Annotated in this window: 14 protein-coding genes; 6 read left to right on the top strand and 8 right to left on the bottom strand. The window is 60.7% G+C overall.

Annotation, left to right across the window (positions count from 1 at the left end; translation table 11 throughout):
- Window positions 1–2 precede the first annotated feature (2 nt).
- The 5 genes from AC1DYJ_RS23330 to AC1DYJ_RS23310 form a co-directional block, all read right to left on the bottom strand.
- A complete protein-coding gene (locus AC1DYJ_RS23330; protein WP_477281941.1) occupies window positions 3–2,369 on the bottom strand; it encodes a SpoIIE family protein phosphatase in 2,367 nt (788 codons plus the stop codon).
- Window positions 2,366–3,544 (bottom strand): methyltransferase domain-containing protein, encoded by a 1,179-nt coding sequence (locus AC1DYJ_RS23325; RefSeq protein ID WP_477281939.1) that lies wholly within the window; start codon window positions 3,542–3,544, stop codon window positions 2,366–2,368. Before AC1DYJ_RS23325 ends, AC1DYJ_RS23330 begins: the two co-directional genes overlap by 4 nt.
- The gene (locus AC1DYJ_RS23320; protein ID WP_477282619.1) at window positions 3,541–4,062 is read right to left on the bottom strand and encodes a ubiquinone biosynthesis methyltransferase UbiE; all 522 of its coding nucleotides are present in this window, start codon (window positions 4,060–4,062) and stop codon (window positions 3,541–3,543) included. The genes AC1DYJ_RS23325 and AC1DYJ_RS23320 overlap by 4 nt, the downstream gene beginning before the upstream one ends.
- A gap of 278 nt (window positions 4,063–4,340) precedes the next feature.
- The gene (locus AC1DYJ_RS23315) at window positions 4,341–6,083 is read right to left on the bottom strand and encodes a putative bifunctional diguanylate cyclase/phosphodiesterase (protein ID WP_477281937.1); all 1,743 of its coding nucleotides are present in this window, start codon (window positions 6,081–6,083) and stop codon (window positions 4,341–4,343) included.
- Window positions 6,084–6,328: 245 nt separating this feature from the next.
- Window positions 6,329–7,471, bottom strand: a complete 1,143-nt coding sequence (locus tag AC1DYJ_RS23310) for a helix-turn-helix domain-containing protein (RefSeq protein WP_477281935.1) — start codon at window positions 7,469–7,471, stop codon at window positions 6,329–6,331.
- A 302-nt stretch (window positions 7,472–7,773) separates the two neighbouring features.
- On the opposite strand from AC1DYJ_RS23310, the gene AC1DYJ_RS23305 reads away from it, so the two are divergent.
- Window positions 7,774–8,076 carry a hypothetical protein gene (locus tag AC1DYJ_RS23305; protein WP_477281933.1) on the top strand — a complete coding sequence of 101 codons (303 nt, stop codon included), beginning with the start codon at window positions 7,774–7,776 and terminating at the stop codon, window positions 8,074–8,076.
- A 50-nt stretch (window positions 8,077–8,126) separates the two neighbouring features.
- On the opposite strand, the gene AC1DYJ_RS23300 is transcribed toward AC1DYJ_RS23305, so the two are convergent.
- On the bottom strand, window positions 8,127–8,417 hold the full coding sequence (locus tag AC1DYJ_RS23300) for a hypothetical protein (protein ID WP_477281931.1): 291 nt from the start codon (window positions 8,415–8,417) through the stop codon (window positions 8,127–8,129).
- Window positions 8,418–8,571: 154 nt separating this feature from the next.
- On the opposite strand from AC1DYJ_RS23300, the gene AC1DYJ_RS23295 reads away from it, so the two are divergent.
- Window positions 8,572–9,315 carry a DUF2270 domain-containing protein gene (locus tag AC1DYJ_RS23295; protein ID WP_477426267.1) on the top strand — a complete coding sequence of 248 codons (744 nt, stop codon included), beginning with the start codon at window positions 8,572–8,574 and terminating at the stop codon, window positions 9,313–9,315.
- 34 nt (window positions 9,316–9,349) lie between these two features.
- Here AC1DYJ_RS23295 and AC1DYJ_RS23290 read toward each other — a convergent pair whose 3' ends face one another.
- Window positions 9,350–10,243 (bottom strand): LysR family transcriptional regulator, encoded by an 894-nt coding sequence (locus AC1DYJ_RS23290; protein ID WP_477281928.1) that lies wholly within the window; start codon window positions 10,241–10,243, stop codon window positions 9,350–9,352.
- Window positions 10,244–10,384: 141 nt separating this feature from the next.
- On the opposite strand from AC1DYJ_RS23290, the gene AC1DYJ_RS23285 reads away from it, so the two are divergent.
- From AC1DYJ_RS23285 to AC1DYJ_RS23270, 4 genes are read left to right on the top strand one after another with little or no spacing between them, the layout of a single operon-like run.
- Window positions 10,385–10,789, top strand: coding sequence for a (R)-mandelonitrile lyase (locus AC1DYJ_RS23285; protein ID WP_477281926.1), 405 nt, complete (start codon window positions 10,385–10,387; stop codon window positions 10,787–10,789).
- The gene (locus AC1DYJ_RS23280; protein ID WP_477281924.1) at window positions 10,786–11,121 is read left to right on the top strand and encodes a carboxymuconolactone decarboxylase family protein; all 336 of its coding nucleotides are present in this window, start codon (window positions 10,786–10,788) and stop codon (window positions 11,119–11,121) included. The genes AC1DYJ_RS23285 and AC1DYJ_RS23280 overlap by 4 nt, the downstream gene beginning before the upstream one ends.
- Before the next feature lie 2 nt (window positions 11,122–11,123).
- A complete protein-coding gene (locus AC1DYJ_RS23275) occupies window positions 11,124–12,113 on the top strand; it encodes an aldo/keto reductase (protein ID WP_477281922.1) in 990 nt (329 codons plus the stop codon).
- 27 nt (window positions 12,114–12,140) lie between these two features.
- Window positions 12,141–12,881 (top strand): SDR family oxidoreductase, encoded by a 741-nt coding sequence (locus AC1DYJ_RS23270; protein WP_477281921.1) that lies wholly within the window; start codon window positions 12,141–12,143, stop codon window positions 12,879–12,881.
- A 15-nt stretch (window positions 12,882–12,896) separates the two neighbouring features.
- Here the strand turns inward: AC1DYJ_RS23270 and AC1DYJ_RS23265 are convergent, their stop codons facing one another.
- Window positions 12,897–13,508: a sulfotransferase family protein gene (locus AC1DYJ_RS23265; RefSeq protein WP_477281919.1), complete on the bottom strand. Its 612-nt coding sequence runs from the start codon at window positions 13,506–13,508 to the stop codon at window positions 12,897–12,899.
- Between the last annotated feature and the right edge of the window lie 58 nt (window positions 13,509–13,566).

The following is a 13,566-nucleotide window of genomic DNA, read 5'->3' as shown; positions in this document are numbered from 1 at the left end:
CGCTATGTGTGCCTTATGATTACGAGGGTGATGTCGTCATGGATCTTCTGGACTCCGATATGGGCCATCAGATCCTCGATGATCCCGGTCTTCATGTCCTCGGCGCTCCCGCCGTAACGTTTTTTTGCGCTCTGGCAGAGGCGCTCGAACCCGAATAGCCTTTTATCCTGATCCTCCGCCTCGGTCACACCGTCGGTGTGCAGCACGATCACGTCGCCGCTCTCGAACAGGATGTCACGCGTGTCGATGAACTTCGAGATGTCATTCTCGAGACCGACCGGCATACCCAGATCAAGCGTATCGATGCGTTCGACCTCCCCGTCCGCACGCACGACGAGAACGTCCTCATGCTGGCCGGATAGGGTTACCCGCTCATCCTCGAAGTCAAGAAAGGCCAGCGAGAGGTGCTTGCCGGTGTTCGTCCGCTCGATGTTTTTGTAGATCGCTCTGTTAAGCCGGTCCAGAAACTGGTGCGGATCCGCTTCGTCGGTCTCCTGCAGCGCGCGTGCAACGGATTGGACCATCAGCATCAGCACGCCGCTCTCGAGACCATGACCGGTCACGTCGCCGATGCCGATCTTGATGCGTGATCCATTCTGCAGGACGTCGTAATAGTCACCGCCGACCTCGTCGGCCGGCCGCATGTAGGCTGCGATCTCGAGCCCCGGAATCGCATCGAGTTCGAATGATTTCGGCAGGACCATCAACTGGATCTGCCTGGCAACCGCGAGTTCGGCACCGAGGCGAACGTTCTCGTCCTGCAGCTTTTCGTTGAGAGCGGAAATCTCCTGATTGGCGTCGCCGAGCTCCCTTGTTCGTTCGTCGACCAGTTGCTCGAGGTTTTCCGTGTGGAAGCTGATCTGCTCGGCCATGCGGTTGAAAGCGATGCCAGCGGCTCCAACCTCGTCGCGCGTCGGAATGCTGACGCGGACTGAATAATCCTTGGTCTGGAGCCGCTGCGCGGCACTGGCAAGCGCCCTGAGGCCCGCGGTGATCCGCTTCGAAATTCCGAGCACCGCCGCGAAAACAATCAGAAGCGAAACGATGATCGCACCGATCTGAAAGAGCAGGATGCGATTGGTTGCGCGCGAAATACTCTGCTGCGCGGCAAACAGGGACGCATAGATCTCCCGTTCTGGAACGACGATCCCGACCGACATCGTTTCGGACCTGATCGGTCCCGAACTCCACAGATTGGTCGGCTTCAGTCGCTTGAGGACAACAATGTAGGGTACGCGTTCGCCCTTGTCGTCGAGCATGATATGTTGAATGACACCGTCATTGTTCTGGTCGAGAGGCAGCGACGCGATAGCCGGCTGCGTACTTCCCCGCAGGGACCGCTCCAGGCCGGTGACGCCCTGCGTGCCCGCGTCGCTTGATGAAGTCAGGCCGATGACCGCCTGGCCCGACGGATTGATCGCCACCACATTGCCGGTCGACATGGTGAGGAAGCCGAACCCGGTTTCAGCGATCTTTACCCTTTCGACGACTTCCGCGAGTTGATCGAGAGTAATGTCTGCCCCGGCCGTACCGGCGATACCGGTGTGATCGCGCGTCCACAGCGGGTGGAAAAAGCTGACGATCAGCTTTCCCGTGATTGCATCGGTGTAAGGCGCTGTCTGGGTGATATCGTCAGGGACCGGACGCGAAGCTGGATCCTTGGCCCATTGCAGCCATGAACCATAGATTCCTGGAAAGAAAAACTCCCAGAACTCCGCCTTGTTGTGGCCCGGATAGAGCTTGTCGAAGGTCTGCGCCTGGTTCGTATACGGCACCGTCCTGAAGATCGGCCGCTCTTTTGGACCAATATAGTACATTTGCAGTTTGGACGAACCACTGGCCATGAGAGTTGGCGCGACGAGATCGATCACGGTACTGTCTTCTATCTCCTTCTGAACGCCCGGCAAAGGAGTGTGGTCGGCGCCCAGCAGGTAGCCCCAGACACTGACCACGGAAGGCGCGCCCGGCAGGTTCTGAGCCCAGTCGCCCTGCGCGTCGTAGACGACCTTCACGGAGCCGGGCGCTTCATGCGAAAGCGTCAGTCCGACCTCTTGCTGCCTCGTCGGTTCGTCGATCTGGGCCTGCAGTACGCCAGCCAGCGCCTTGACGTCGCCGTGAACCCGATCGAGCAGCAGATCGACGCTCAACGCCGTCGATTCGGCATAGGAACGAATGTATTCCTGGTTTGCGGTCGTCAGGCCCTCACCGACTTCCGATGTTGCGTCGCGCGACAGCTTCTGAACGTTCCAAAGCGCCAGGCCACCGCTCAGCAGGAGGTCGAACAGGACGGCGCCGCCAACGACCAACACGAATTTCGCTCGAAAGGAGCGCAGGCCGAAGCGTGGCGTAGGTTCATTGTCGGCTTTCATTGCGGCCGTCGCCCCGATGCGACCCAGATCGGCCAACCCGCATAACCCTTGGGGTGGAGCGCTGCGAAAATGTGGTCCTCGAAGCCCTGCCGGAACCGTGCGACGAACTCCGGTCCATCGCCGCGCCTGATCGCCATCTCGCCCGCATAGACATCCGCCCATGCCGCAATGACATCGGCGAAATCCTGCGGATCGCCGTCCAGGTTAGTGACCATGAAGGTCTCTACACGGATGTCTTCGAATCCTGCTTCCATCAGATATCGCCGGCTCTTAGGTCCAAGCTCGACGTCCATCTCGAAATGCCCGAACAGCTTCGCCACCTCGTTGTAGGTCCAACGGATGCTTTCGGCGCGCGGCTCGCCGAGGCAATGCGAATTCTTCTCGTTGGTGATGTAGACCCGCCCGGCTGGCTTGCATATGCGGTAGAGCTCCTTGAGGATGAGTTCAGGCCGATTGAATATCTGGAGGGAATGCCGGCAGGTCACCAGGTCGAACTGCGCTTCGTCGAGCAGCATCTCCGACGCATCGCCATAGGTATATTCGATGCCCCGGATATCGAACTCCCGCATCACCTGTCGAGCATAGTTCAGGCTCGATATGGAGTGGTCGAGGGCGACGATCCGCGATGGCTGGAACTCCTTCTGCACGAGCACGGCGAAATCGCCGATCCCGCAACAGATGTCGGCCATGACGATCCCCTGCCTCATGCCGTGTCGCGGCAAGATTGCGCGCTCGTGGCGCCAGGTCATCTTCGTCTGTGAACGCAGGATCGGAACGAACCCGCCTTCCTCGAGGAAGCCCTGTCCCGGATAGAATTCACTGTCATACTCCTCGACCGTGATGTTCGGCTCGATTCCGCTCAAGCGACCGAATTTTCGCGAGGTCCATCCCACGACGCTTGATGTGATGACGACGAATTTGAGATCGGGCCGAGCGCGGCAGGCGTCGATGATGGTCCTCGAAAAGGCGTGAAACGCGGCGTTGTTCATCTGCGTCAGGCGTCTGACATTGACGTAGAGAACGCCGCGCACACGACCGATCGCATCGCGGAGCAATGCTATGCTGGGCCCAAGCTCATCGATCGCCTGAGGCCGGACCACCCCGGATATGGAGAACTCCTGGTTGTTGGCGTCATATTGCGCCTTGAAGCGCGGGAGGAGGTCGTAAGGGCTCAATGTTGCAGGCCCTCAAGCGGAAGATCCACGACAAGCTTGATTGCATCGCCTTCGGCTTCCTCAACCCTGAGTATCGCGTTGTAGTCGACAGCCAGTTCCATGAGCACGACCTCCCGGCTGGGCGCGACATCCCCAGACACCGAATTGAGGTATCGCTCCCTGGCCTCTGTTCCTGCGACGCGTGACACGGCTTCTTCATAGAATTCGCGCTCCTCTGGCACGCATGGGAACGTCAGCTCGATCCTGTCCGTCGCGCCGTGGCGGGACACCCTGCATGCCAGTTCACCACCGGCATGGCGCGTACGAAAGGCGACTTCCAGCAATTCATTGAGGGCAGAGGAAAAGAGATTTGAATGTCGGACGGAGTCTGATCTGTTTTGACTGATCATCCGGGCCATGTATGACGAGACATAATCGCAGTGTCTCCAGGCTGAGACGAAAGCTTTGATTTCCATGTCGATCTGGATCATGGGCGCAAAAGTCGGCTCGCCAGCCAGCTCATGATGAACAGGTCCCATAGGCTTCCTCCCTTGTTCCATCAGCATCGAGCCCCTGGTAGGGCGATGGTCTCCGCGATGAAAAATTTCACCGCGCGCCGCGATCAGCCACTCTTGCACCGACTCGAAGAATTGAGCGGTATCTGCCTCGATCGTTTCTACAAATCTCCACTTCACCGTTAACAAAGGGTGCAAGGTGCAAAGCGATTCCAGGAAACGTGCGCAGCGGTTCCTGTCCGAAATTGCGTAAAAACAAACACTTAGAGCGGATCGGCGGAACTATCAAAAGCTGAACCGCTCTAAACCGCCCGATTTGATTCCTCCATCGCTCGCACCACCCTCAGCGGGGAGCGTCTGATGAAATTTCCGGTTGCCTCGGCTCCGAGCGGGCGTCCCAGGAAATTGCCTTGCAGGCAATCACAATTCTCCTCGATCAGCCACCGCGCCTGTGCCGACGTCTCGACACCCTCGGCGGTGACGCTTATTCCCAGGCCATGCGCCAGATTTATGATCGATCGCACTATGGTCTGGCTTTTGAGGTCGGTCTCCAGGTCCGCAATGAAGTACTGATCTATCTTCAACGTGTCGAAGGGAAAGTTCTTAAGATAGCTCAACGATGAGTAGTATGTTCCAAAGTCGTCGAGTGATATTCGTATTCCCAAGACATTCAGAGTGTTTAACGTGTCGATATTGTCGATCGTCTTCTCGAGAAGAACTGTCTCGGTAATTTCGAGCTCAAGTCGGTCGGCACGGATTCCAACTGCATCGATGACCTGAGCGACGGTATCCGTCAGCAAACCGCTAAGGAACTGAGCCGGCGACAGGTTCACCGCGACCGTCAGCGACGAGGGCCACGTCAATGCTTGGCGACAGGCTTCCTCGAGCACCCATCGTCCAATCTCGTCCATCAGACCGTCCGCCTCGGCGATGGGTATGAACACGCCAGGTGGAATGATTCCGATCTCGGGGTGCCGCCACCGCAGTAGCGCTTCGAAACCGATCACCGACGCGGGGGACCGAATGAGGGGCTGATACTCCAGATAAAGCTCGCCCCGCTCCAGCGCGGTTCGAAGGTTGCGCCTCAGATTCTCGCGTTGCTCGAGCAAGAGCAGCATCGAACGGTTGAACGTTCGAGCGCAACCGCGTCCATCCGTCTTGGCTGCGTAAAGAGCAATGTCCGCGGCTTTCATCAACTGCTCGCCATCGGTCCCGTGCTCCGGCCCGAAAGCAATTCCGATACTCGAGCCGACGAAGACGGGAATGCCGTTGATGACGAACGGCTCCTTGAACGCGTCGACCAGCGATCCCGCGAGGCGCTCGGCTTCCGCAGGCTGATCTTTTCCCAATTGGATGACGGCGAACTCATCGCCGGCATATCGGTATGCGGATTCACCGTCCTGCAGCGCGTCGCGGATTCGACCCGCTGCGAGCTGAAGAAGCGTGTCGCCTGCTCCATGACCGAGCGTGTCGTTGACCGCTTTGAAATCGTCGAGGTCGATTTGCAGCAGGGCGGCTTTCGGCTTTGCTCCGCCGATGGCCGCCAGCGCCTGCTGTAGCCGCTCGCCGAATCGCCGCCGATTCTGCAGTCCGGTCAGCACGTCGTGTGTCGCCTGATGGAGCAGAGTTACATGCTCCTGCTCCTCGGCCGCGCTCCGCTCGCCATGCCCCCTTGACTCGATGATTCCCACACCATTCGCGGCAGCGAAGACGAAAACGGAACGGGGCGCTTCGCCCGATGATCGCGGCAAGTCGATGCTTGCCGGAGTGCCGCCCTGGAACACACGAAGAAATTCGTCTCGATACCTCGCATCGAGGAAGCTCGGGTAGATCTCCCAAACGGCGGCACCCGGCGCTACCGCGCCTCCGTACACGCCTTTGAGCCTGGTTGCGTAGTGCGTCAGACAGAAGTCGCCGTCATAGAACGACAAAAGTTCGGTCGTGTTTGCCAAAAGGTCAGCGAGAAGCGCTTCGCCGGCACGTGGAGCATCGCTTGAGGAAGGCCCCTCACTCTCCGTGCCGACGCCTGATGCCTCTGGGTGCAAGAGCCACCTCCATAGGCGGTGCAAATCCGCGTCCCCCAGTCCAGAAATAGCATAACTGCCAAGCTTGGCAAACTTTCAACTCGCAGTCTTAACAAGTTCCACATGCTGCGTACTTGCAATGTATGCTCCACCGTGATTGGCGGCAAATTGTCGATAACGATAAACAGCCACAGTTGGTTAATAAATCGCAATTGCCGCTCCCGGCAAGCCTGTTTGAACCTGCCCAATTCAACATCGCCGATCGCTCAGCTTCCGAGCGCTTTGAGCCAACCTTCAAAGGAAGAGGCTTTCTGGTGTTCGGCAAGCGAAGCAGACTGGGCCGGGCGCGGCAACACCACCGTGCTGCGTCCTTCGCGGGGGCTGTAACCGAATTCCTTGCTGAATGCCCGGCTGAAATTGGCCGCTGAACTGAACCCGAAGGCCTCGGCAATTTCAACAATTCGCCGGCTGTCCGCCGGATCGCTGAGCGCAATATGCGCCGCCAGAAGCCGGCGGCCTTGGATGTAATGGAGAACACCACCGCTTGGTTCGAACAACTGATAGAGACGGGAGCGCGAGACGCCGAGCGCCCGGCACATTGAATCCGGTGTCAGATGAGCCGCATCCAGATTGTTGTGGACGTATCTGCGCGCCCGCTCCATGAGCGCAACATTCGCCAGTTGTTCGGCAGCGGCAGCATGTTCCCCCGCGGGCCCGAGGCAGGCGATGATCATGCTGCGCGTTGCGTGTACGATGCGAGGCAGATCGTCAGCCGTGAGACCGCGCAGTCTTGCCTCTATGCTGTTGATGTAGCCGACCAGGAGGTTGGCAAAGTTGCCGGACAGAATTGAATTGTTTTTCGCGTCGAGGGTTGCCGCCGCATCGGCGAACAGATCACGCGGCAAATAGAGAAGGAGACTTTCAGAGTCCGTTGCCCTCCCGCGAAACGGGTAGCCAAGCGACCTGATCTCCAATTTGTCCGGCTGGCCTTCTGCAACACGGCGATCGACCTCCGTCCATGACCGGCCAGTATGGGGCAAGACGATGCACCAGTGATCGATCGAGCTGGACCGGAGTTTTGCGGCAGAACGCATGTAGCTGTGTGCCGCTGCGCGCTGCTGAACGATCAGCATGCCATTGAGGTTCCAGGCCGTATGGTCGGCGGGAAAGCCATCGTCCGGCGATTTGTCATCCGGCAACTTGACCTCGACAAGCGGAGCCATGTGCGCTTGCCAGGCGGCGAATTGATCCTCTGGCGCCAGTTCGAGCGTTGAAAAGGACAAAGGCTCGAGCGCCGGCGCGAGAGGCGAAGCTGACTCATTGTAAGGTTGAGCTTCGCGCGGCCAACGACGTCGATCACGCTCCGGCGGCTGCCTCGCAGGTGCCTCGTCTGGCTTTTTAACGTTCATCGCGTGGTGCCATATCCGAATCGGCTATGCCCATGCCCCTGGCAATCATGTGGTGTATCTCGGCTATCTGGCAAGACTTTGAGGCCGATATCGACAGATCAGCCAAATCAAGCCGTTTGATGACCACAGCCACAACCCTGCCAATGGCAGCGGAACTCGCGTCGCCAGAACCGGCAATCACGCTGAGCAACAGCAAGAAATGCATTCCGAGATAAGTTTCTGGATGCAACGCTAACGACACTCTTCAGCCGGCTGCATATAGAATTGAGCATTGTGGAAGCGTAGTTGGGGAGACCCGGTAAATGAACGCAAAGCTCAACAGCGAAGCTCGTCGCAAGATAATTCTCGACGGATACGTTAACAACGAGCCGTTGAAGGATATTGCGGCCAGGATCGGATGCTCACTGGCAAGTTTGAAAGTCACAGCCAGCAAAATCGGCTGCACTCGAACGCCGCAGGAGGCGGCTGATTTCAGGCGCGGCTTTCATATCCCGGAAAACAAGCGGCAGGATTACTACCAGTTGATGAACATCGGCCAGTATAAAGCTCGCGAGTGCGCGGAGATTTTGGGATTGCTGACTGCTCAAGCGTCAAGAAACGAGTAAACCACCGCAATATACCTTCGACGATATGATCGCTGGAGCATTCCATCGCCTCAGCGGTTCGTCGGCAAAAAGCCCGCCGCAGCACCGGCGGCGGGCCTGAAAGATTCGCGCAAATGCCGCGTGGGCGTTTCAATCGCACCTGCCTCAGCCCTCAAGATCTGGCTATTTGCGAACGCGTGTTTGATCGGGTCTGCGCGGATGAACACCTCAACCCCTTGGACCCGGACGCCGAAATCCTGGCGGTGATGGTTGTGGCCATTTTTCGAAATGCTCACACAGGCGAGCACGAACTGCTGGAAGCGGTCAGGTCCCGCCGGCAAAAGGTCGCGGGAAGCGGGCATTAGCGCACCGCATTCGATCGCGTAGCCGAGCGGGTATGGTTGAGCGCATAAACCCCTCCAAGGAAAGAGGCTGGAACGTTTCAGCCGACCGCGCGTTGTGATTTCTGGGGAGTGGCCGGGGTCTTTTCGGCCGGCTGCTGCGTTCGGGAGGCGCATGGCAAGGGGTATGTCGCAGGTCAAGACCGTGAAGCCCGACGAGGCGGCGGCGGCGCCGCGGGCCTCCGATGTGTTCGCGCTGAAGCTCACCTCATCCGAACTCGCGACCACCATGTCACATTTCCACCGCGCCGAGATCGCCCGCATGGCCGGCTGGCGCGACCGTCTGGACCGCACCAGCAATTGGGCGATCACCGTCGTCGCGGCCATGCTCTCCGTCTCGCTGTCGACCCGCAGCGCCCATCACGGCGTGCTGCTGTTCGCGATGCTGTTGATCACGCTGCTTCTGTGGATCGAGGCGCGGCGCTATCGCTTCTTCGACGTCTACCGGGCCAGGGTGCGCCAGTTCGAGCGCCATTATTTCGCGCAGATCTTCTCGCCGCAGCCTGACTACGCCTCCAACTGGCTGGCCATCGTCGGCGAAGGCCTGCGTTCGCCGCGCTTTCTGATCTCGCAGCGCGCGGCTTTGGTACGCCGGCTGCGCCGCAACTACGTTTTCATGTACACGATCCTGATGCTGGCCTGGGTGCTGAAGATCACGACGCCCAGCCTGCAGCGCGAAGGATCGCCGATCGGCTTCGGAGCCTCGTTTCTCGATGCCGCGCGCGTGGCGCAGCTCGGCCCTGTTCCAGGCATCTATGTGATGTGCATGGTCGGGTTGCTCTATGTCGGCATGCTTGCCGCCGCGTTCCTCATCTCGAGCGACGAGGGCGAGCTTTCGCATGGCACCGTGCACGTCTGAGCATTGTCCCTGAAGCGCGCGCGGCCGGCAGCTGTCAGCCGCGATAGCGAAGCGCGTCGACCAGCAGGGCGAAGGCCGCCGAAGGCTGCCTTCGGCTTGGGTAATAGAGATGGTACCCGGAGAACGGCGGACACCAGTCGGCAAGCAGCCTGACCAGCTGGCCGTCGTCGATCTGCGCGCGCACCTGATCCTCTGGAAGATAGGCAAGCCCAAGGCCCGCAAGCACGGCGTTCATGCGCAAGCGGAAATTGTTGAACACCAATTGTCCCTCGACCCGCACCTTCAGCTCGTGGCCGGCCTTCTCGAACTCCCAGGCATAGATGCCGCCATAGGTCGGCAGGCGCAGGTTGATGCAGGCATGCGCCGTCAGGTCCTGCGGGGTCTGCGGCCGCTTGTGGCGTGCCAGGTAGGATGGCGCGCCGACGACCGCCATGCGCATGTCGGGGCCGATGCGCACCGCAATCATGTCCCTTGCGACCTGCTCGCCAAGACGAATGCCGGCATCGTAGCGCTCGGCAACGATATCGGTCAGGCCGTAGTCGACCATGATCTCGACCGCGATATCGGGGTAATCGGGGAGCAGCCTGGCCAAGGCCGGCCACAGAATGCTTTCGGCCGAATGTTCGCCGGCGGTGATACGGATGGTGCCGGCGGGCTTGTCGCGCAACTCGCCCAAGGCTGCAAGCTCGGCCTCGATCTCGTCGAGCCTCGGGCCGGCCGTGCGCAGCAGGCGCTCGCCCGCCTCGGTCGGCGAAACACTGCGCGTGGTGCGGGCGAGAAGCCGCACGCCCAGCCGCTCCTCCAAGGCCCGCATTGTGTGGCTGAGCGCCGACTGCGAGACGCCGAGCTTCGCCGCCGCCTTGGTGAAGCTCTTCTCGCGGGCAACAGCGAGGAAAGCGGTGAGCTCATTGAGATTGTCGCGCGGCATTGATGAACTCTCGTCATAGGTGCATGCCGGATATAGCAGCTAATCGTGGATAATCGCAGGCCCTAAATAGGCATCATCAAATTCAGGCAACCAAATCGGCGGCCCCGAAGGCCGGTGACTCCGCCTACGAAGGACAGATCCATGGACATCAAGCGAAGCGGCTCGCAGCCTTCAGCCAGAGGCCCCGCCGACTGGTTCACCGGATCGGTGCGCATCGACGCACCGTTCAAGGGCAGCGAGCCGGCCCGGGTCGGCGGCGCCACCGTGACCTTCGAGCCCGGCGCGCGCACCGCCTGGCACACGCATCCGCTCGGCCAGACGCTGGTCGTGCTGTCGGGCGCCGGTTTGGTGCAACGCGAAGGCGGGCCGGTCGAGCCGATCCGCCCCGGCGACATCGTCTGGTTCGCGCCCGGCGAGAAGCATTGGCATGGCGCGGCACCAACCACGGCGATGAGCCACATCGCCATCGCCGAAGCGCTGGACGGCAAGGTCGTCGACTGGCTGGAGAAGGTCAGCGACGAACAATACGAGGTCCAGCCATCATGACCGATGCATCTCCCAGGAACCCGTTCTCCGACATCGCCCCTGCCCTCGGCAGATACACCGACGAGGTGCTGTTCGGCGACGTCTGGAAGCGCCCCGGCCTGTCGCCGCGCGACCGCAGCCTCATCACCGTTGCCAGCCTGATTTCAGGTTACCGGATCAATGAAATGCCGGGGCACATGAAGCGGGCGCTCGACAACGGCGTCACCCGCGACGAACTGATCGAAGCCATCACCCATCTCGCCTTCTACGCCGGATGGCCGACGGCAGCCACGGCGATCGGCATCGCCCGGAAGGTTTTCGAACAGGCCGACACCGAGAAACAAGGACAATGACAATGCAAAAGCGAACACTTGGAACAAGCGGCCTCGAAGTCTCGGCCATTGGGCTCGGCTGCATGGGAATGAGCCAGTCCTACGGAGCGCCGATGGAGACGGCCGATGCCGTCCGCCTGATCCGCGCGGCGTTCGAGCGCGGCATCACCTTCTTCGACACCGCCGAAGTCTATGGGCCGTTCAAGAACGAGGAGGTCGTCGGTGAGGCATTGCAGCCGATCCGTGACCAGGTGGTGATCGCCACCAAATTCGGCATCGACATTGCCGGCACTGCCGGACACAGCGGAATGGACAGCCGGCCGGAGCATATTCGCGACGTCGTCGAGGCCTCGCTCAAGCGACTGCGCACCGATCATATCGACCTCCTCTACCAGCACCGCGTCGACCCGGTCGTGCCGATCGAAGAGGTGGCGGGCACGGTCAAGGACTTGATCCAACAGGGCAAGGTCAAGCATTTCGGTCTCTCCGAGGCCGGCGTGCGCACCATCCGGCGCGCGCATGCCGTGCAGCCGGTCGCCGCCCTTCAGAGCGAATATTCGCTGTGGTGGCGCGAGCCCGAGGAGGCGATCCTGCCGGTGCTCGAGGAACTGGGGATCGGCTTCGTGCCGTTCAGCCCGTTGGGCAAGGGCTTCCTGACCGGCGCCATCAGCGCCGACACGACGTTCGAAAGCAGCGACTTCCGCAACACCGTGCCCCGTTTTTCGGCGGAGGCCAGGCTGGCGAACCAGGCTCTGGTCGATGCCATCGGCGTCATTGCGACCGAGAAGAAGGTAACGCCGGCGCAGGTCGCGCTCGCCTGGCTGCTGGCGCAAAAGCCCTGGATCGTCCCGATCCCCGGCACCACGAAGCTCAACCGCCTCGAAGAGAACATCGGATCGTCGGCAGTTGCGCTGACGACGGATGATCTTGCCAACATCGAAAACGCGGTCTCGGCGATTGCCGTGCAGGGAGAGCGCTATTCCCCGCAACAGGCGGCAAGAATCGATCGCTGATCGCGACGGAAATCAGAAGGTAAAGTCATGACGCAAGGTATCGAGAACAAGGTCGTCGTCATCACCGGCGCCAGCAGCGGGCTCGGCGAAGCCGCCGCGCGGCTTTTGGCGAAAGAAGGCGCGAAACTGGTGCTGGGCGCGCGACGGCTCGACCGCCTGCAGACGCTGGCAAGTGAGCTTTCGCTCGGCAAGGACGCCATCCTGCAGACCGACGTCACCGATGTCGGTCAGGTCCGTCGTCTCGTCGACCATGCGGTCAAGACGCATGGCCGCCTCGACGTCATCATCAACAATGCCGGACTGATGCCGCACTCGCCGCTGGAGCGCGGCAAGGTCGAGGACTGGGACCGAATGATCGACGTCAACATCAAGGGCGTTCTCTATGGCATCGCCGCCGCCCTGCCGCAGATGAAGACGCAGAAGAGCGGCCACATCATCAACGTCTCGTCGGTCGCCGGCCACAAGGTCGGGCCGGGCGGCGCGGTCTATGCCGCGACCAAGCATGCGGTGCGCGTCATCTCGGAAGGGCTGCGCCAGGAGGTCAAGCCCTACAACATCCGCACCACCATCATATCGCCAGGCGCGGTGGCGACGGAATTGCCGGACAGCGTCACCGAGGCCGATGTCGCCCAAGGCGTGCGCGCGCTTTACGACCGGGTGGCCATCCCAGCCGATTCCTTCGCCCGAACAGTGGTATTCGCCATGAGCCAGCCCGACGAGGTCGACATCAATGAGATCCTGTTCCGGCCGACGGCCCAGGAATATTAGAGCCGCCGATCTTGCTCAGGGGCGCCGGTCCAGCCCGAATTGCGCCTGAAATTCCCTGGTGTCGTTGCGGTTGGGATAGGGCTGGTCGGGCACTGGAACGCGCAGATGCGCGCACAAAGTCTCCCAGCCGTCGCCCAGTCTATGGACCAGCAGCCGCTCCCGCGGCACGGTCGCCATGACCGCGGCGACGTTGGCTTCATAGAGGGCGATCGCGGTTGCGCGATCATGCGCCTTGCCGCCGAAGACCTGCTTGGCGACCAGGGAAATGCCCAGCGCCTCCTGATCCCTCAGCTGGTTGATGCTGGCCAGGATGGTCTTCTCAAAGCTCTGCCACCAGCTTTCCGGCGAGCGCCAGGTGAGGATGACCGAGGCATCGGGATAGACCTCGATCAGCTCGCGCCAATAATGCGCCGATGGCCAGTCCATGCAGGAGGCATAGCCGGCAAAAAGCTCGCTCCAATCAGGCGCAGCACCCTTTGCCAGGGCGCGCCAGAGTCGTTTCTGCTCCTCGTTGGCGATGACTTCGGACATGTGATGACATGGGCCAAGGCCGAGTATGGCCAGCGCTTCGCGCATCGAATCCGTTCCAGTGCGACCAAAGCCCGTCCCGATCACCTTGATCGACATGTTTGTCCTCCCTGGTTTGAACCGGCTTAGGTCGGTCAATTGTCCACGGCCACGACCC

This window comes from Mesorhizobium sp. P2_B11 (assembly GCF_056404855.1).
The sequence above is the reverse complement of the archived record's forward strand: the minus strand, read 5'-3'. Positions and strand labels throughout refer to the sequence as shown.